The sequence below is a fragment of the Mesorhizobium sp. M0317 genome (assembly GCF_040321555.1).
Taxonomy (GTDB): domain Bacteria; phylum Pseudomonadota; class Alphaproteobacteria; order Rhizobiales; family Rhizobiaceae; genus Mesorhizobium.
This window is the reverse complement of the sequence record NZ_JAMYRV010000060.1, coordinates 1-16,852: the sequence shown is the minus strand read 5'-3', so window position 1 is coordinate 16,852 and position 16,852 is coordinate 1. Positions and strand designations below refer to the sequence as shown.

The following is a 16,852-nucleotide window of genomic DNA, read 5'->3' as shown; positions in this document are numbered from 1 at the left end:
TGTTCGCGCCCTCCGATCAAAGTGGGACCGGCACGACGCCCTCGGCTCTTAGCAGGAGGCGAGACTTCGGCCAAATTTTGTTTCCGGGTTTGTTTCCGGGGCCGAAAGTGAAAAAGGCGGCCACAAGGCCGCCTTTCGCATGGAGGTGTTGCAATTATGCGACTAAGGCGCCGCCGTCTTGCCTATCAGGAGCCGGCGCCGGAGAGCGTGGTGACCGCGCGGCGATTCTGCGACCAGCAGGAGATGTCGTCGCAGACCGCGACCGGACGTTCCTTGCCGTAGGAAATCGTCTTCAATCGGCTCGCCGAGACGCCCCTGGCGACCAGGAAGTCGCGAGTGGCGGCGGCGCGGCGGGCGCCGAGAGCCAGATTGTATTCACGTGTGCCACGTTCGTCGGCATGGCCTTCGACGACAATGGCGTACTGCTTGTACTGGTTGAGCCACTGCGCCTGGCGCGACAGCGTCGTCTGCGCATCCGCGCGGATTGCGGTCGAGTCCGTGTCGAAGAAGATGCGGTCGCCAATGTTGACGGTGAAGTCCTGCGCCGAGCCCGGCGTTGCGGCACCCGCGCCATTGAGGCCGAGATCGGCAGCGTTGTTCGGGGTTTTCTTCGAGGCGCAACCGGTGATGGCGAGCATCGCGATCAGGGCGATCATCGCCGGGTTTCTGGTAAGTGCTGCGATACGGCCCATGCCGCCTCTCCTTCGTATTCGAGTGATCGTATTTCGAGTGATTTCGTTGATCACCCAGTAACCACGTTTGGGTTAACCGGCATTCAAGAAATACGGTTAATGTTTGGTTTCGATCGTCCGTCCACGACCTTCAAATCCACGGTCACAGTTGGCGCGACCCTAGGCGGAAATGCGGCCGAAACGCGACTAATGAATGGAAAAGGGGCCAAACGGGCCCCTTTTTAGCAGGTGTGGCAATTCGGCCGAACCTACTCCAGCAGCGGCGACCAGGCGGGATCCGACGCGAAATTCGCGGTCGGGATCGACTGTTCGTTGCGGCCGGTGAGATCGACGGAAACCAGTTTTGGGCCGCCGGCGGAGTCGCGGAAGAACATCAGCACGCGGCCGTTGGGCGCCCAGGTCGGTCCCTCCTGCTGGAAGCCCGAGGAGAGGATGCGCTCGCTCGAACCGTCGGTCTTCATGACGCCGATCTGGAATTCGCCGCCGGTCTGCTTGGTGAAGGCGACGAGGTCGCCGCGCGGCGACCACACCGGCGTCGAATAGCCGCCGTCGCCGAACGAAATGCGGGTCTGGCCCGAGCCGTCGGCGCCCATCACATAAATCTGCGCACGGCCGCCACGATCGGAAGTGAATACCACCTTGCTGCCGTCGGGCGAATAAGAGGGCGAGGTGTCGATGGCGGTCGAGTTGGTCAGCCGGGTGGTCGAGCGGCTTCGCAGATCCATGGCGAAGATGTTGGAATTGCCGTCATCGCGCAGCAGGCTCATGATCACCTTCTGGCCGTCGGGCGAGAAGCGCGGCGCAAAGGTCATGCCGGGAAAGTTGCCGACCAGTTCGCGCTGTCCGGTCTCGATCTGCAGCAGATAGACCCGCGGCTGGCCGCTTTCGTACGACATGTAAGTGATTTCCTGCCGGTTCGGCGAGAAACGCGGTGTCAGCACGATCGAGCGGCCGTCCGAGAGATAGCGCACATTGGCGCCGTCCTGGTCCATGATGGCGAGCCGCTTCTTGCGCGCATTCTTGGCGCCGGATTCGTCGATAAAGACGACGCGGGTGTCGAAATAGCCTTTCTCGCCGGTGAGCCTCTCGTAGATCGCATCGGCGATGATGTGGGCGACGCGGCGCTGATTGGCATCATTGGCGAAGAACTGTTCGCCCGACATCTGTTGGCCGGCAAAAGTATCCCACAGTCTGTACTGGGCGCGGATGCGGCCGTCCGCCTCCTTTGCGACACTGCCGGTAACCAGCGCCTGCGCATTGATCACCTTCCAGTCGTCGAAGCGCGGCTGCGCATCCGGATTGGCGATCTTCTCGATGAAGGCGTTCTTGTCTATCGGTGCGAACAGGCCTGAGCGTTTCAGGTCGGCGCTGACGATATCGGAAATCTGGGCGCCAAGCTCACCTTGAAAATCGGTGATTGCGATCGGCAACGGTTCGACATTGCCCTTGTTGACGTTGATCTCGACGAGTGCTCGCGCCGGCAAGGTGGCAACGGCAGTCATGCCCAGCGCCATGGCTGCAATCGTCAGGAGCGGCTTGAGGATGGATTTCATGTCTTCTCGCTTCTCGTAACTGATTTTGTGGATACCAGGCCTAGAGCCCCAGCATCTCCCTGGGGTCGAAAGTGACTCGAACCTGGGCCCAGATATCATGCTTGCCGGCAGGAACTTGCAGGCCAGCCATGTTTGCCTTCTGGACGGCACGTACCGCACTCTCGTCGAATTGGCGGTTGCCGCTCGATTTTTCGACGGTCGGACGGCCTTCGAGCTTGCCGGAGGCATCGAGATTGAACACGATCACGGCGACGAAGTTTTGCGAGCCCTCAACCCCCACCGGAAGGGTCCAGCTATTGCCCAGCTGATCCGACAAAGTGCCCATTTCGGCCTGCGACAGTTTCTGGCCCTGGGTCTTGTCGGCGCCGAGCGACGCCTGCTGCGTCGAGCGCTTGGCGCCGCCGCCAGAAGGCTTCTGCTTGTCGAGCAGAGCAGTGATCTCACCTTCATTGAACTGCTTTTCCTCGGACTTCGGCTTCGACGAGGCTTCCTTGACCGGCTTGTCGGCGTCCTTGCGGTCCGGAGCCTTCGCGCTTTCAGCCTGCGCCGGTTGCGGCTTCGGCCGTGCTTCCGGAGCAGGAGCGGAAGTCGGAAGCTGCGCTTCTTCCAGAGGCTGCTGATCCGATATGGCTTCGGCGACCGCGTCGGGCTTCACGCGTGGCTTCGGCTCTATGGCGGCGGTCGTGTCCGGCTGCGGTGTTGGTGCAGGCTCCTTCACCGGGGTCGGCTTCGGTTCAACCTGTTTCACCGGCTCGGGCTTGACCTCTTCCTTCGGCTGCGGCGTTGGTGCCACCTCCGTCGCCGGCGTCGGCTTCGGCACTTCCTTCGGTTTCGGCGCGTCCTCGGGTTTCGGCTTCTCGGTCGGCGTCGGAGCCGGAGCAGCCGTCGCTGTTTTCTCCACCGGCTTCGGCTTGGGCTCGTCCGTCACCGGCTTGTCGGTATCAACGCTGTTCTCGCCGATCTTCTGTGCATCTGGCACGATGTCGGGACGCTTGGTCGGCATCGGCGCCGGCTTTTCATGCATCACCGCCTTCTTGTCGCCCTGCAGCGTCTGCGCAATGGCTTCCATGGGAACGATGTCGACCGCTATCGACTCGACATCCGTGGACGGCAGCGCGGCCGGCGCCGACAGGGTGAACAGGCCGAAAGCCAGTGCCACCGTATGCAGTATCACCGATGTGGTGAGGCCGGTCTTCATCGTGCGTCTACTGATCCTGTTGCTGCAGTGAAATCAGGCCGATATTCTTGTAGCCGGCGGCCTGGATGAGGGCCATGACCTCCATCGCGGCGCCATAGTTGGTCGCCTTGTCGCCTCGGATGAAGATGCGCTCTTCGTAGCCGGTCTTGGAAATCGCCTGCAGTTTGGCGACCAGCTCTTCCCTTGGGATTTCGGTCTCCTGCAGGAAAATCTTGCCGGCCGCGTCGATCGAAACGGTGATCGGCTGGGTGTCGGCGTTCATAGCCTTGGCCTTCGTCTCCGGCAGGTCGACCGGCACTCCGACCGTCAACATAGGTGCGGCGACCATGAAGATAATCAAGAGCACCAGCATCACGTCGACCATCGGCGTGACGTTGATTTCCGACATCAATGCATGGTGGCGGCCGCGCCGCCTGTGTCCGCGCCCGCCGCGTCCTGCCATGCCAACCGACATACCCATCTTCTTACCTCAGCCCTTAGGCGCTACTTTTTCATCGATTTGGCGCGAGAGTATGGCGGAGAACTCATCCGAGAACCCTTCCATCCGCACCGCGATCTTGTTCGCGTCGGATGACAGCTTGTTGTAGGCGATAACCGCCGGTATGGCGGCGAGAAGACCGATGGCCGTCGCCAGCAGCGCTTCGGCAATGCCGGGTGCAACAACCGCGAGACTGGTGTTCTTCGAACCGGCAATCGCCTGGAACGAGGTCATGATGCCGATGACGGTGCCGAACAGGCCGATGAAGGGTGCAGCCGAACCGGTGGTGGCGAGAAAGCCGAGACGGCCCTCCAGCTTCTCCATCTCGCGCGTCAACGCCAGGTCCATCGCCTTGTCGATGCGGGTCTGCAGGCCGAGCGGCGATTTGGCCCCCTTCTCGAAGCTCTTCTTCCATTCGCGCATGGCGGCGACGAAGATCGCACCCATGCCCGTGGTCTTGCGGTCGGCAAGCGTGCGATAGAGCTCTTCCAGCGACTGCCCCGACCAGAACACCTGTTCGAAGCGATTGAGCGACAGACGCATGCGGGCATAGCTGACCAGCTTGTCGACGATGATCGCCCAGGTCCAGACCGAGGCGCAGAGCAGACCGATCATGACCAGCTTGACCACCCAGCTGGCCTGTGTGAACAGCGCCCAAATCGACAATTGCGCTGCCGGATCGGCGAGTGCGGTAGTTTCCATGCTTCAGTCCTTAAGATTTTCCGGGCATCGCTGGCGGCTGGCCCATGGGCATCCCTTGTGGTCCGTTCGCGCTTGGCTTCCGGATTAACCCCAAAATGCACCGTTGGCGGCCTTTTCAGGGCAAATATTGGTGAAAGGAAGGCGCGCGGATTCTTCCAATCTTCACCGATCTCTTCATGAACCGTTATGGTTAAGGATGGGTTAGGAAATATGGCGCGGCGCATTGCCGCGCCAAGGCACGACGCGGGCCATCCATCCACAATCGAATGCGCTGCCGATTGGCCGCTCGTTGCCGGCCGGCAGGCCTGGATATCAGCTTGCTCCTGGTAGAAAGGCCGCGATCCATTCTTTCGGAAAGCGCTTCGGCCGGCCGTTCTCGCCGATGATCGCCGCCTCGACCTTTGCTTCGACCAGAACCTCTGTCCCGCGTTTCAATTGCTGCGCCATGACGATGCGGGCGCCGGAAATATCCTGCGTTGATGTGTCGATGGTCAGGATGTCGTCCATGCGGGCAGGCGAGCGGAAATCTATCTCCATCCGCCGCACCACCCAGACGATCCGTTCGCCGTGCTTGCCTTCGTGAAGTTCTGTGTGGTGGACGCCCGCCAGCCTGAGATAGTCCGAGCGGCCGCGCTCGAAGAATTCGAGATAGCGCGCGTGGTAGACGACGCCGGAGAAGTCGGTGTCGGCATAGTAGACCCGCGCCATCAGCCGATGGCCGAATTCCGTCAAGGCTCCGGAAAGCCCGGCAGCAAGCGCCGCCGATTCACCATGATCGTCCATCGCGCTTTCCTTTTTGCCCCCGGCGGGGCACCTGTCTTGCCAAAATCACCAGCGCAGCAAACCGGATGGCACTGTTGACGGCGAGGATCAAGACCTTGATGGCAGCGCTGCTGGTGCTGGCGGCGTCTGCGCTTCCCGGTCAGGCCGCGAGCTTTTCGATGAAGCGCGGCCTCAACCTCGACCAGTGGACGACCTGGGTCGGGGAAGACAAATGGAACGACCGACAAGCCATCCTGCCCTATCCGGAATGGCGCAAGTTCCTCGACGAGGGTGACCTCAAGGCGCTGAAGGCCGCCGGTTTCGACTTTCTGCGCATGCCGGTCGATCCCTCGCCGTTTATGTCGGATCAGACACTGACGCTGCGTGACGACCTTTATGCCAGCGTGCGGGACTCGGCGCGCATGATCAACCGGGCCGGTCTGAAAGTGATCGTCGACATGCACCTGATCCCGGCCGGCGGCGGCCGCGAGATCGGCATGGGCCAGGTGATGGACGATCCCGCAACCTTCGACGCCTATGTCGAGGTCGTCCGCAAAATGGCGCACACGCTTGCCACTGAGGACCCGGCGCAGGTCGCTTTCGAGCCGATGAACGAGCCTATCGTCGACTGCGACAGCGATGGCACCAGCCTGTGGCCGGAGCGTCAGCAAAAGCTGTTCGCGGCCGCGCGCGCCTCGGCCACCAGGCTGACGCTGATCCTGACCGGCGCCTGTTATTCCAATGCGGCTTCGCTGGTCAAGATCGACCCAAAGTCGATCCCCGACGACAACCTCATCTGGACCTTCCACTCCTACGACCCGTTCCTGCTGACGCATCAGGGCGCGACCTGGGCCGGCGATTTCATTCTTTATGTTACCGGGCTGCCCTATCCGCTGACCGCGGTGCCGCGCGCCGAGCTCGATGCGACGCTGGATGCGATCCGCGCCAAGATAAAAGCCGAGGCGCCATGGACCAGACGGAACGGCCTGCTCGCCTATCTCGATGAACAAGCCGCCAGCATGGACACGGACGAAAAGCTGCTCGGCGTCATGGATGCGCCGTTCGAAAAGGTCGAGGCCTGGGCGAAGGCCAACGCTATCAAGCCGGAAAACATCACGCTGGGCGAGTTCGGCATGATCCGCCAGGAGTATGGCAACCCCTATGTGATGCCGCCCAAATACCGCGCCGCCTATGTCAAGGACATGATCGCGCGCGCCGAGGCGCATGGCTTCTCATGGTCGGTGTGGAGTTTTGGCGGCGCCTTCGGTATCATCGATGCCTTCAACGGCGAAAAGGCCGAACCCGCCGTGATGGATGCGATCCGCTCGCTCCCATTAGCTCTAGGGCATGTCGAGATCCAGATCAGGCCGAGTCGAAAATGAGGGGTCCGAGAACCGGAACGGAGCGGACTTTGGTCCGTGACTACCGGAAGCGCAGGAACACCTCATTTGCAGGCCGGCATCACCTGAATACCGGCATGCCCTAGCCTAGGTCGATCTGTAGTATTTCCGGCCGCATGCCAAAGCGCACCGGCGCGATGCTGAAGCCGAGCCCGCCTGATACAATCAGGTTACGGTCTTCATTCTCGACGACATGGCCATAGGCGAAACGGTTGCCGAAGCTGGACGGCACCACCGGCGAATAACCGAACAGTCTGACCTGCCCGCCATGGGTGTGTCCCGACAGCGTCAGCGAAACCCGCCACGGCACTTTCGGAAAGATGTCAGGCTCATGCGCGAGCAGGATGACGGGTGCCTGGTCGGTGATCTTGGCCAGCGTGCCGTCGAGATCGTCGAGGCCTTCAAATTTGTCGCGGCCTGCGGCCTTGTTCGGTAACAGGGCCAGCTGGTCGGCGAGTCCGGCGATCCAGAAGCCGTATCCATTCTTTTCCAGACGCACAGCGTCGTTCTCCAGAACCGAGATGCCGGCTTCCTCCAGTGCCTTGCGCGCCACAGTCGGCCCCGCTCCGGCCTGCTGCGCGAAAGGATCGTGCCACCAGTCGTGATTGCCGAGGATCGACAGGACACCAAGCGGCGCCTTCAGTCCTGACAAGGCCGGCGCCCATTCATGGGCCTCCACCCGGTTCGTCACCAGGGACATGCCTGAGATATAATCGCCGAGCAGTACGATCAGGTCGGGCTGCAGCACGTTCGCACCCTCGACGAGCGAAGCGATCCGCTCAGGCGTCATCCAGGGACGGCAGGCGTGAATATCGGCAAGTGCTACAACGCGCAGCTTGAGATCTGCAGGCCAATGCGGCGGCGTCAGCCGGTAGCGCTTCACATGCGTCAACAGCATCGGCTCGATGCCGACCGCATAGGCACTGAGCGAAGCCAGCGAGAGGAACGAACCTCCGGCGAATTTCAGGAACCCGCGTCTGGTGATCACTTTTCTGGCTCCGACGCTTGATCGGAGCAGTTCGCGCCGACACTACGACGCCCGATAGCATCCAGGAATGCGCCTTCACGCTGGCAGGCTTGAGGAAATTCTGCGCAGACAGCCCGTTCCGGAGGACAAATCTCCGTTACTCTTCCTGGAACAGGTTGATCTGCTGCTGCGCCAGATCCTTTGGCGCGTCGAGGCCGAGATGGCGCCAGGCGTTGGCGGTCAGCACGCGGCCGCGTGGTGTGCGTTGGATGAAACCCTGCTGGATCAGATAGGGCTCGATAATGTCCTCGATGGCGTCGCGCGGCTCGGAGAGGCCGGCGGCGATCGTCTCGATGCCGACCGGGCCACCACCGAAATTGCGCGCGATCATCGAGAGATAGCGGCGGTCGAGCGCGTCGAGGCCGAGCGCGTCGACCTCGAGCCGGGTGAGAGCTTCGTCGGCAATCTGCTTGTCGACGTGGCCGTCACCGGCAACGGAGGCGAAGTCGCGCACGCGGCGCAACAGTCGGCCGGCGATGCGCGGCGTGCCGCGGGCGCGGCGCGCAATCTCCAGCGCGCCGTCGTCGCCGAGCGGCATTTGCAGGATGCGGGCACCGCGCCGCACGATCTGCTCCAGTTCCTCGACAGAATAGAAATTGAGCCGCACCGGAATGCCGAAACGGTCGCGCAGCGGGTTGGTCAAAAGGCCGAGCCTGGTGGTGGCGGCGACCAGGGTGAAGCGGGCAAGATCGATCTTGACCGAGCGTGCTGCCGGACCTTCGCCGATGATCAGGTCGAGCTGGAAATCCTCCATCGCCGGGTAAAGGATTTCCTCGACCGCCGGATTGAGCCGGTGGATCTCGTCGATGAACAGCACATCGCGGTCTTCGAGATTGGTGAGAAGTGCGGCGAGATCGCCGGCCTTGGCGATCACCGGGCCGGAGGTCGAGCGGAAATTGACGCCGAGCTCGCGCGCCATGATCTGCGCCAGCGTTGTCTTGCCAAGCCCCGGCGGCCCGACGAACAGCACATGGTCAAGCGCCTCGCTGCGGCCCTTGGCGGCCTCGATGAAGACTTTGAGGTTGGCCCGCACCGCGGCCTGGCCGACGAAATCGGCGAGCGTCTGCGGCCGCAAGGTCTGCTCAGCATCCTCGCCGCGCTTGTCCGGGGCAATGAGGCGGGGTGAAAGGCTCATGCGGCCTTCCTCGCACAGGGCAAAGGACCGGACAAGCAATCACTCACCGCGCCAGTTCCTTCAGCCCGAAACGAATGAGCTTCGAGGCATCGGCGTCCTCGCCGGCCGTCTTCAGCGCCGCCGCGACAGCATTGGCTGCGGTGTCGCGCGAATAGCCGAGATTGACCAGCGCCGAGACGGCGTCGGTGATCGGCGCCGGCGCCACGCCTTCCCCGAGTTCCTGCTTCAGGCCGATGGCGCCGGAGGCGGTTCCGGCATAGGCCGGCGCCTTGTTCTTCAATTCGGTGACGATGCGCTCGGCCACCTTCTTGCCGACGCCGGGCGCGCGGCTGACCATGGCGATGTCGCGCAGCGCGATCGCATTGGCGAGGTCGGCCGGCGCCAGCGTCGACAGGATGGCCAGCGCCACCTTGGCGCCGACGCCTTGCACATTGCTCATCAACAGCCGGAACCATTCGCGCTCAAGCACCGATTGGAAACCGTAGAGCCGGATCATGTCCTCGCGCACATAGGTCTCGATGAACAGCACCACCGCCTCGCCGGGCGAAGGCAGCGCGGCCAGCGTGCGCGCCGAGCAATAGGCGACATAGCCGACGCCGTGCACATCGACGAGGCAGAAATCCTCGTCGATCTCGTCCAGCGTGCCTTTCAATTTGCCGATCATGCGTGATCCCTCATGCCAGCGCCATCCTGTAGGCGACGCTTTGCCGGTGATGCGCGTGGCAGATGGCGATAGCCAACGCGTCTGCGGCATGTTCGGTGTCGAAAACGGCTTTCGGCAACAGCACCTTTACCATCATGTGGATCTGCTTCTTGTCGCCATGGCCAACGCCGATCACCGCCTTCTTGACGGCATTGGGGGCATATTCGGCGACGACAAGGCCGGCGCGCGCCGGCACCAGCATGGCTATGCCGCGCGCCTGGCCGAGCTTCAGCGTCGCCACGGCATCCTTGTTGACGAAGGTCTGTTCGACGGCCGCTTCTTGCGGCATGGCCGCATGCAGGATCTCGGCCAGCCCGTCATGCAATTGGCAGAGCCGTGTCGCCAGTGCCGCCTTGTCGTCGGAGCGTACAGTGCCGGAGCTGATAAACCGCAGCGAGTTGCCGAGGCTCTCGACGATGCCCCATCCGGTGCGCCTCAGCCCCGGATCGATACCGATAATGCGAATCGCTTCCCTCATGCGCGAAGTCTACCTCCGGCGCACAGCGATGTCAGGGAAATGTGAACAAACCGGAAACGGGAGGCGTTTAACCTCGAGCGAAAGCCGTGTTCAGCAGCGTGATCTGGTCGGAAACCGGATTGGCGCGGCGGCCTGCTACCGGCGTCTCGGCAAACGCGCCGCCATAGATCTCGTCGTCCATGCGGCGCACCAGCGCCTGCAGGCGCAGCGAGCGGGTGACGAGGTCGAGGAAATCCTTCGGCAGTTCGCCCCAGCCGACCGCTTCGTCATGCGCCGAGGCGGTGTCAAGACGCACCTTGGATTTTTCCGAAGCGACCTGATCGCGGGTCATCTCGCCGGAATTTGCCGCCCGCTGCAAAAGCAGCCAGGAGGCGACCTGCATCAGCCTTGTGGTCAGCCGCATCGATTCGGCCGCATAGAGCGTCGCCGCCAGTCTGGACAGCTTCTTGGCCTCGGCCCGGCCCTTGCCGTCAAGATATTCCGCTGCTTGCTCAACCAGGCCCATGCCTTCCTGGTAGAGCGGTTTGAAGGATTGGGAGAAAACCCGGCGTTCCGCCAGCTTGATGGTTTTCGCGCTGCCCTTCGAAGGCTCGTTCATCGATACGCCCCTGCACTGCCCCGTCGGCTGATTCGGCTTCATCGCCGTCACGCCGGCACCCTAGATGACTGAAGCTTGAAAATGCGCTTCGCCGCCGGTGAAGGCAAGCACATGTTTAACAAACGGTTAACGCCTGCGCAGGGGCGCCAAGCGGACCAAAAGCAGACAAAAAAAGAGCCGCGGATAAGGCGGCTCTCAGGAGTTTAACAGGGAGGCGTCAAACGAAGTGGCTCCAACCACTCGGTAAGAATCCAGATCACTGGATGGACATAGTAAACACCTGTAAAGCTTAATGAACCCTTAACGGCGCGGATATTTCTTGATCGACCGCTGCCCTTCTGTGCCGTATCAGCACAACGACCCCCGAAGCCTGATCGTCAGCTTGTTCATGCCTTCTTCCATACAGCCGGCAAGGAAATGAAGGCGAACAGCAGCATTGCCGCATAAAAGCCCATCGAGGAGGAACCCAGCACCGGCTCGATCTCCGGATGGCCGGCAAGTTCAAAGTAAAGCCCGATCATCAGTGCGATGCCGCAGATTGCCGTCAGCCAGAAATGCACGACCGCAATTGTCTTTTGCCCGACCGCTGGAAACAGGTGGTAGAAGAAAGCAAACACCGCCGACATCAGCCAGCCCGCCACCATGGTGTGCGCGTGGGTCGGCATCTGCCCATGGTCATTGGAGATCGCCATATCCAGGCCGAGCGCCATGCCGCAGAGGGAATAGATGACGGCCAGGGTGAAGAAATTCGTGCTACGCCTTACATGGGATACCCTCGTTGGTTGTTGCAGACTTGGTCCGACCGCGCGCGGCCAAAATGGAGCGTCGGTCGCGAGCGGCTTAGTCCCCGCAGGTTTCAGGATCATGCCGCGAAACCAGCCAATGCCGACACGGCGTCTATCCGGCAAATGCCGGGTATTGTGCGGGCTGGCGGTAAAATCCGGCGACGGCGCCACCGCAACAAGCCGGCACCCACGCGGCATCTTCTGGATACATGTACGGAGTAATCCGCCCTCCTTCGGAAGCAGACGCGCGAAAGCAGCGTTTACCCCGGAACGATGCACAAGGAGCGGCAATGGACTGGTATTCTCTCTTCAAATTCCTGCATGTCATGGCAGCGATCCTCTGGCTCGGCGGCGGTTTCGCCATGCTGCTGGTTTCGATACTCGCCGATCGCGCCGGCGACGACGAGACGCTGATGGTCATGCTGAGAACGACGGACAAACTCGGCTTGCGTCTGTTCGTGCCGGCGTCTATCGCGACCCTGGCTTCTGGTCTGGTGCTGACTTCGCTATGGACCGGCTTCTCCGACCTTTGGGTCGTCATCGGCCTTTGCGGCTACGCCGCCGCGTTTCTGACCGGTATCCTCGTGCTGAAGCCTTCGTTCGAAAAGCTTGCCACAATGCTTGCCGCGGACGGCATGACCCCGGCTGCCATAGCGTTTGGGCGCCGCATGATACGGATCGTCAAGTTCGATTTCGTCATCATGATCGCCGTCGTCGCCGACATGGTGCTGAAGCCGACCGCGCACGACATCGCCACTCTCGGCGCCATGGCGGTCGTGGTCGTTGGTGGTGCATCGCTGACCTTTGCGAGCGCCCCGCGAACCAAACCGGCAGCCGCCTGAGCGGGATTTAGAGCAGGCCGGCGATCCCGTCCCAAAGCAGCTTGACCGCGACCACGGCCACGGTCGCGTAGGTGAAGGGATAAAAAATCTCCGGCCGCATGCGCCGCACCAGCCAGGCGCCGGCGATGGTGGCCAGCGGCGCCAGCGGCATCAGCACGGCCGACGCCGTCAGGTTGGCTGTGTCGAACTGGCCAAGCGCGAAATAGGGGATCAGCTTCAGCGCGTTGGTGGCGGCAAAGAAGATCGCCGATGTCCCCGACAGCACCTTCGGATCGAGCCGGATCGGCAGCGCATAGACCTGGAAGGGCGGCCCGCCGACATGGGCGACGAAGCTGGTGAAGCCGGCGACGATGCCCCAGAAGGCGGCGGCGATGCGGTTGGGCACCGCCGCATGGTCGGAACCGTGGCGGAACTGGAGATAGAGCCAGCGAAGCACGAAGATCAGCGCGACAGCGCCGACGATCAGCCGCACCATCTCTTCGGTTACGAGCGCTGCCGTCAGCCAGCCGAGCCCAATGCCGATCACCGCGCCCGGCATCATGTCGACCAGCATCTTTCTGTCATACACACCCCACCACGTCCACACCGAAACGATGTCCATCAGGCACAGGATCGGCAGCAGGATGGCCGCCGCCTGCACCGGCGGCATGGCCAGCGCCATCAAAGGCACGCCAACGAAGCCGACAGCGCCGCCGAAGCCGCCTTTCGACAGCCCGACAAGTATCACCGCCGGAATGGCGGCGGCATAAAACCACGGATCGGCGAGCAGACCTGACATGAACTGGAAATGCTGGAGGGAAGACGGTTGCCCTGCAATAGCCCAGAAACCCTTGCGCCGCGACCGGGAAAATGCCGGCCGTGTCGATCAACTGTGCGTAAAGCGACGGTTCCGGATTTACGGCAAGATCGCCGCCGATGCATAAGGGCGCCGTCCGATGCATCAGGTTTTGGCCCCAGGTTTTGGCCCCAGGTTTTGACCCCAGGTTTTGACCCCAGGTTTTTGACCCCAGGTTTTTGACAATGAGCGAACCCCACATCCGCCGCGCCGAAGCGGCCGACCTGCCTGCCATCGTAGCCATGCTCGCCGACGATCCGCTTGGCCGCAGCCGCGAGGATGCGACCGAGCCACTCGCCAAGGCCTATCGCGACGCCTTTGCCGCCATCGACGCCGACCCCAACCAGTTTCTTGCCGTGATGACGGATAGCGGCCGCGTCATCGGCACGTTGCAGATCAGCTATCTCGCCGGGCTGTCGCTGCAGGGCGCCTTGCGCGGCCAGATCGAGGCTGTGCGCGTCGTCGCAGACCGCCGCGGCGAACGGCTGGGACAGCGTCTGCTGGAATGGGCGATCGAACAGTGCCGTGAACGCGGCTGCAAGATTATCCAGCTGACCACCAACAAGAGCCGCCAGGACGCGCATCGCTTCTATGACCGGCTCGGCTTCAAGGCCAGCCACATCGGTTACAAATTGGAGCTTTAGTTCAGCGGTGGAGGACGGCGCCGGATCGGCTGCGCCTTGATGATGGCGGTGCTGGTTTCCGCCTTGTCGGCGATGCGGTCGAGAAGCTTGTCGAGCTCGCCGATGGAGCGCACGTAGAGCCGGGCCACGAAACAGTCGTCGCCGGTGACCTTGTCGCATTCGCCGAATTCCGGGATCTCCTCGATCAGCTTCTGCACGATGTGCAGCTTGCCCGGCAGTGGCCGCACCCGCACGATCGCCTGCAACGGAAACCCCAGCGCCTCCGGGTCGATCTCGATGGTGAAGGCGCGGATGACGCCGCGTTCCTCGAGCCGCCGCAGTCGTTCCGAGACGCTCGGCGATGACAGCCCGACCTGCTGCGCCAGATCCTTCAACGAAGTCCGCGAATCCAGGATCAGGATGTCGAGAAGCTTTCTGTCCAACTCGTCCAGCATTTTCATCTCCTCGCAAAAGGGCAGCGCGCGCCTTATTAAATAAGGTCCTGCCCCCATATCACCTTTCATAGGGTATATAAACCCTCAAGACGGCATGAGATTATGGCCTCAACAGATAGAGGTATTGTCATGGACAACACGGTACGCGGCACGATCGAGATGACGGCGGCGATGACGATTGTCGGCACGATCGGCTGGTTTGTCGTCATGTCGGGCCAGCCCGTTATGGACGTGGTGTTCTGGCGCTGCGCCTTCGGCGCGGTGGCGCTGCTGATCACCTGCGCGGCACTCGGGCTGCTGCGCGGCAGGCTGACGCTGCGCATTGTTGCCATCGCCGCTCTTGGCGGCGCGGCTATCGTCATCAACTGGCTGTTGCTGTTCAGCGCCTTCTCCCGCGCCTCGATCTCGATTGCCACGGCGGTCTACAACACGCAGCCCTTCATGCTGGTCGGCTTCGGCGCGCTGTTCTTCGGCGAGCGGCTGACACTGGCCAAGCTGACCTGGCTCGGCATCGCCTTCGCCGGCATGCTGCTAATCGTGCAGACAGGGCCCGATGCGGGTGTCGGTTCCGGCATAACCGGCACAGATTATGTCATCGGCATCGTCATGGCGCTCGGAGCGGCCTTCTTCTGGGCTGTCGCGGCAATCGTCGCCAAGAAGCTCAAGGGCACCCCGCCGCATCTGATCGCGCTGATCCAGGTCTGCGTCGGCGTCGTCATGCTGGCGCCCTTTGCCAACCTCTCGCATTTGCCCGCCGATGCCTGGAGCTGGGCCATGCTGGCCACGCTTGGCGTCGTTCACACCGGCCTGGTGTACATATTGATGTACGCCGCCATCCAGAAACTGCCGACGCATCTGCAGGGGTCGCTGTCCTTCATCTATCCTGTCGTTGCGATCCTGGTCGATGTGATGGCCTTCGGCCACCGGCTGCATCCGGCCCAGTTCGTCGGCGCAGCCGCCATCCTGATCGCCGCCGCCGGCATGAATCTCGGCTGGACTTTGTGGAGGGCCAAATCGCCGGCCGAAAGCCCGCAAGCCGTCAAATGAGCCGCAGAGCGTCGGCTCGCCGGCGATCGTAAACCAAAGCCATCGCATCGATCCCCGCCCGCCTGTTCAAGGCGGGCGCTTTGTTCTATGCCGCAATGCAACCATCTTCGCCCGGCATAGGCGAAACCCGGGATCGAAAGCCAATGAACGACGCAACACCCCCCAACCGCTGCCGCATCGTGCTGATCGCACCCAGGGACGCTCCGGCGCGCCGCATTGCGGCTGCCTTCGACGGCGGTGATATCGCTTCGCTGATCCTGCCTGAAAACGGCATGGACGAGGCTGCCTTCCAGGCTTTTGCAGAACAGATCGTACCGGCCGCGCAAGCGGCCGGCATCGCCGTCATCATCGCCGGCGATACCCGCATTGCCGGCCGTGTCCAGGCCGACGGCATTCATGTCGAGGTTTCCAAGGACGCGCTCGCCGAGACCATCGAACACTTCCAGGGCAAGATGATGGTCGGCGCCGGTGGCGCCAAGACGCGCGACGACGCGCTGGAACTCGGCGAAACCAGACCCGACTACATCTTCTTCGGCCGCTTCGGCTACGACAACAAGCCGGAACCGCATCCGCGCAACCTGTCGCTCGGGCAATGGTGGGCGGACGTGATTGAGATCCCTTGCATTGTCATGGCCGGTTCCGCCATCGCCTCGGTAGAAGCGGTGGCCGCCACTGGCGCCGAGTTCGTGGCGCTGTCCAGCGCCGTCTTTGCCGAAGGCGCCGATCCGAAGGCGGCGATTGCCGCCGCCAATGCGCTGCTCGACCAAACCGCGCCGCGCTTCGAGGGCTGACGTGCGCCGACATGGACTTCCTCTCGCGGTTCTCGTTGCGGCGTTGATGAGCGGGGCAGCGATCGCGGCGGAGACCGTTCCGCTGCCGCAGCCGAGGCCGGACACCAGCGCACCCGCCCTCAGCGTGCCGGATGCGGTCGCCCCCGATGCGGGTGCCCCAAAAGCCGGTGCCACGGATTCCGGCGTCCATATCGACAAGCCGATCGACACCCCGCTGCCGCAGCCGGCGACAACCGCGCCGCTGCCGTCGGCCGACGCGATCAACCCCGAACGTTTCGGCGCCAAGCCGGCGGACCCCGCCTATGGCGCTTTCCAGCGCGGCCTTTACAAGACGGCCTACAATCTGGCGTTGGTGCGGGCTCAGAATGGCGACCCGGCGGCGCAAACGCTGGTGGCCGAGATCCTGTCGCGCGGGTTGGGCGTGCCGCTCAACCCAGCGGAAGCCGCCAAATGGTATGCGCAGGCCGCCGAGCAGGGGATTCCTGAATCGCAGTTCCAGTATGCGCTGATGCTGCTCGACGGCCGCTACGTCAAGAAGGACGAGAAGGGAGCTTATGCGCTGATGCAGGCCGCCGCCGAGGCCGGCAACCGGCTGGCGCAGTTCAACTTCGCGCAATTGCTCGTGCAGCAGGATCCGGGGGGTGGCGGGCGCGCCCCGGGGGGGGGGGTTTTTTTGGTGTGTGGTTTTGAACAATCCCCGCCCCCCCCCCCGGGGCTGGGGTGGGTTTGGGTGGTGTGGGTGGTAAAA

General features: G+C 62.7%; 20 protein-coding genes. 6 read left to right on the top strand and 14 right to left on the bottom strand.

Annotation, left to right across the window (positions count from 1 at the left end):
* Positions 1-185: 185 nt before the first annotated feature.
* The 6 genes from pal to ybgC form a co-directional block, all read right to left on the bottom strand.
* Positions 186-692: a peptidoglycan-associated lipoprotein Pal gene (gene pal / locus NKI88_RS29125; protein WP_023684182.1), complete on the bottom strand. Its 507-nt coding sequence runs from the start codon at positions 690-692 to the stop codon at positions 186-188.
* Positions 693-940: 248 nt separating this feature from the next.
* On the bottom strand, positions 941-2,245 hold the full coding sequence (tolB, locus tag NKI88_RS29120) for a Tol-Pal system beta propeller repeat protein TolB (RefSeq protein WP_352658858.1): 1,305 nt from the start codon (positions 2,243-2,245) through the stop codon (positions 941-943).
* 40 nt (positions 2,246-2,285) lie between these two features.
* Positions 2,286-3,443 (bottom strand): cell envelope integrity protein TolA, encoded by a 1,158-nt coding sequence (gene tolA / locus NKI88_RS29115; RefSeq protein ID WP_352658856.1) that lies wholly within the window; start codon positions 3,441-3,443, stop codon positions 2,286-2,288.
* A 7-nt stretch (positions 3,444-3,450) separates the two neighbouring features.
* Positions 3,451-3,903, bottom strand: coding sequence for a protein TolR (gene tolR, locus NKI88_RS29110; RefSeq protein ID WP_023673843.1), 453 nt, complete (start codon positions 3,901-3,903; stop codon positions 3,451-3,453).
* Positions 3,904-3,912: 9 nt separating this feature from the next.
* On the bottom strand, positions 3,913-4,623 hold the full coding sequence (tolQ, locus tag NKI88_RS29105) for a protein TolQ (RefSeq protein ID WP_023673844.1): 711 nt from the start codon (positions 4,621-4,623) through the stop codon (positions 3,913-3,915).
* A 312-nt stretch (positions 4,624-4,935) separates the two neighbouring features.
* The gene (ybgC, locus tag NKI88_RS29100; protein WP_023700290.1) at positions 4,936-5,406 is read right to left on the bottom strand and encodes a tol-pal system-associated acyl-CoA thioesterase; all 471 of its coding nucleotides are present in this window, start codon (positions 5,404-5,406) and stop codon (positions 4,936-4,938) included.
* A 65-nt stretch (positions 5,407-5,471) separates the two neighbouring features.
* On the opposite strand from ybgC, the gene NKI88_RS29095 reads away from it, so the two are divergent.
* The gene (locus tag NKI88_RS29095) at positions 5,472-6,767 is read left to right on the top strand and encodes a glycoside hydrolase family 5 protein (RefSeq protein WP_352658854.1); all 1,296 of its coding nucleotides are present in this window, start codon (positions 5,472-5,474) and stop codon (positions 6,765-6,767) included.
* Positions 6,768-6,867: 100 nt separating this feature from the next.
* Here the strand turns inward: NKI88_RS29095 and NKI88_RS29090 are convergent, their stop codons facing one another.
* From NKI88_RS29090 to NKI88_RS29065, 6 genes are all read right to left on the bottom strand, one after another.
* Positions 6,868-7,773: a metallophosphoesterase gene (locus NKI88_RS29090; protein WP_352658852.1), complete on the bottom strand. Its 906-nt coding sequence runs from the start codon at positions 7,771-7,773 to the stop codon at positions 6,868-6,870.
* Between the two features lie 136 nt (positions 7,774-7,909).
* Positions 7,910-8,947 (bottom strand): Holliday junction branch migration DNA helicase RuvB, encoded by a 1,038-nt coding sequence (ruvB, locus tag NKI88_RS29085; RefSeq protein ID WP_352658850.1) that lies wholly within the window; start codon positions 8,945-8,947, stop codon positions 7,910-7,912.
* Between the two features lie 43 nt (positions 8,948-8,990).
* Positions 8,991-9,611 carry a Holliday junction branch migration protein RuvA gene (ruvA, locus tag NKI88_RS29080; protein WP_023684176.1) on the bottom strand — a complete coding sequence of 207 codons (621 nt, stop codon included), beginning with the start codon at positions 9,609-9,611 and terminating at the stop codon, positions 8,991-8,993.
* 10 nt (positions 9,612-9,621) lie between these two features.
* Complete coding sequence (gene ruvC, locus NKI88_RS29075; RefSeq protein WP_023668769.1) at positions 9,622-10,128, bottom strand: crossover junction endodeoxyribonuclease RuvC; 507 nt, start codon at positions 10,126-10,128, stop codon at positions 9,622-9,624.
* Positions 10,129-10,195: 67 nt separating this feature from the next.
* On the bottom strand, positions 10,196-10,726 hold the full coding sequence (gene rcdA / locus NKI88_RS29070; protein WP_352459880.1) for a protease adaptor protein RcdA: 531 nt from the start codon (positions 10,724-10,726) through the stop codon (positions 10,196-10,198).
* Positions 10,727-11,112: 386 nt separating this feature from the next.
* Positions 11,113-11,436, bottom strand: a complete 324-nt coding sequence (locus tag NKI88_RS29065; protein ID WP_023716072.1) for a hypothetical protein — start codon at positions 11,434-11,436, stop codon at positions 11,113-11,115.
* Positions 11,437-11,801: 365 nt separating this feature from the next.
* Here NKI88_RS29065 and NKI88_RS29060 point away from each other — a divergent pair, with 365 nt between their 5' ends.
* Positions 11,802-12,353 carry a DUF2269 family protein gene (locus NKI88_RS29060; protein WP_023747289.1) on the top strand — a complete coding sequence of 184 codons (552 nt, stop codon included), beginning with the start codon at positions 11,802-11,804 and terminating at the stop codon, positions 12,351-12,353.
* A 7-nt stretch (positions 12,354-12,360) separates the two neighbouring features.
* On the opposite strand, the gene NKI88_RS29055 is transcribed toward NKI88_RS29060, so the two are convergent.
* A complete protein-coding gene (locus NKI88_RS29055; protein WP_352658847.1) occupies positions 12,361-13,131 on the bottom strand; it encodes a sulfite exporter TauE/SafE family protein in 771 nt (256 codons plus the stop codon).
* Positions 13,132-13,373: 242 nt separating this feature from the next.
* Between NKI88_RS29055 and NKI88_RS29050 the strand changes: the two genes are divergently transcribed.
* Complete coding sequence (locus NKI88_RS29050) at positions 13,374-13,832, top strand: GNAT family N-acetyltransferase (RefSeq protein WP_023668764.1); 459 nt, start codon at positions 13,374-13,376, stop codon at positions 13,830-13,832.
* Here the strand turns inward: NKI88_RS29050 and NKI88_RS29045 are convergent.
* Positions 13,829-14,266, bottom strand: a complete 438-nt coding sequence (locus NKI88_RS29045) for an Lrp/AsnC family transcriptional regulator (protein ID WP_023704892.1) — start codon at positions 14,264-14,266, stop codon at positions 13,829-13,831. The genes NKI88_RS29050 and NKI88_RS29045 overlap by 4 nt on opposite strands.
* Positions 14,267-14,395: 129 nt before the next feature.
* Here NKI88_RS29045 and NKI88_RS29040 point away from each other — a divergent pair, with 129 nt between their 5' ends.
* From NKI88_RS29040 to NKI88_RS29030, 3 genes are all read left to right on the top strand, one after another.
* Positions 14,396-15,313, top strand: coding sequence for a DMT family transporter (locus NKI88_RS29040; RefSeq protein WP_023704893.1), 918 nt, complete (start codon positions 14,396-14,398; stop codon positions 15,311-15,313).
* Positions 15,314-15,456: 143 nt separating this feature from the next.
* Positions 15,457-16,104: a thiamine phosphate synthase gene (locus tag NKI88_RS29035; protein ID WP_023704894.1), complete on the top strand. Its 648-nt coding sequence runs from the start codon at positions 15,457-15,459 to the stop codon at positions 16,102-16,104.
* A gap of 46 nt (positions 16,105-16,150) precedes the next feature.
* A partial coding sequence (locus NKI88_RS29030; RefSeq protein ID WP_352658844.1) for a tetratricopeptide repeat protein occupies positions 16,151-16,852 on the top strand: 702 nt, incomplete at its 3' end.

What these genes read in the sequence shown, in the direction of transcription:
- rcdA (WP_352459880.1), bottom strand. Translation starts at nt 10,726, where the DNA reads ATGAACGAGCCTTCGAAGGGCAGCGCGAAAACCATCAAGCTGGCGGAA.
- NKI88_RS29095 (WP_352658854.1), top strand. Translation starts at nt 5,472, where the DNA reads ATGGCACTGTTGACGGCGAGGATCAAGACCTTGATGGCAGCGCTGCTG.
- ruvB (WP_352658850.1), bottom strand. Translation starts at nt 8,947, where the DNA reads ATGAGCCTTTCACCCCGCCTCATTGCCCCGGACAAGCGCGGCGAGGAT.
- NKI88_RS29060 (WP_023747289.1), top strand. Translation starts at nt 11,802, where the DNA reads ATGGACTGGTATTCTCTCTTCAAATTCCTGCATGTCATGGCAGCGATC.
- NKI88_RS29050 (WP_023668764.1), top strand. Translation starts at nt 13,374, where the DNA reads ATGAGCGAACCCCACATCCGCCGCGCCGAAGCGGCCGACCTGCCTGCC.
- NKI88_RS29040 (WP_023704893.1), top strand. Translation starts at nt 14,396, where the DNA reads ATGGACAACACGGTACGCGGCACGATCGAGATGACGGCGGCGATGACG.
- tolB (WP_352658858.1), bottom strand. Translation starts at nt 2,245, where the DNA reads ATGAAATCCATCCTCAAGCCGCTCCTGACGATTGCAGCCATGGCGCTG.
- ruvC (WP_023668769.1), bottom strand. Translation starts at nt 10,128, where the DNA reads ATGAGGGAAGCGATTCGCATTATCGGTATCGATCCGGGGCTGAGGCGC.
- NKI88_RS29065 (WP_023716072.1), bottom strand. Translation starts at nt 11,436, where the DNA reads ATGGCGCTCGGCCTGGATATGGCGATCTCCAATGACCATGGGCAGATG.
- NKI88_RS29035 (WP_023704894.1), top strand. Translation starts at nt 15,457, where the DNA reads ATGAACGACGCAACACCCCCCAACCGCTGCCGCATCGTGCTGATCGCA.
- tolR (WP_023673843.1), bottom strand. Translation starts at nt 3,903, where the DNA reads ATGGGTATGTCGGTTGGCATGGCAGGACGCGGCGGGCGCGGACACAGG.
- tolA (WP_352658856.1), bottom strand. Translation starts at nt 3,443, where the DNA reads ATGAAGACCGGCCTCACCACATCGGTGATACTGCATACGGTGGCACTG.
- pal (WP_023684182.1), bottom strand. Translation starts at nt 692, where the DNA reads ATGGGCCGTATCGCAGCACTTACCAGAAACCCGGCGATGATCGCCCTG.
- NKI88_RS29045 (WP_023704892.1), bottom strand. Translation starts at nt 14,266, where the DNA reads ATGCTGGACGAGTTGGACAGAAAGCTTCTCGACATCCTGATCCTGGAT.
- tolQ (WP_023673844.1), bottom strand. Translation starts at nt 4,623, where the DNA reads ATGGAAACTACCGCACTCGCCGATCCGGCAGCGCAATTGTCGATTTGG.
- ruvA (WP_023684176.1), bottom strand. Translation starts at nt 9,611, where the DNA reads ATGATCGGCAAATTGAAAGGCACGCTGGACGAGATCGACGAGGATTTC.
- ybgC (WP_023700290.1), bottom strand. Translation starts at nt 5,406, where the DNA reads ATGGACGATCATGGTGAATCGGCGGCGCTTGCTGCCGGGCTTTCCGGA.
- NKI88_RS29055 (WP_352658847.1), bottom strand. Translation starts at nt 13,131, where the DNA reads ATGTCAGGTCTGCTCGCCGATCCGTGGTTTTATGCCGCCGCCATTCCG.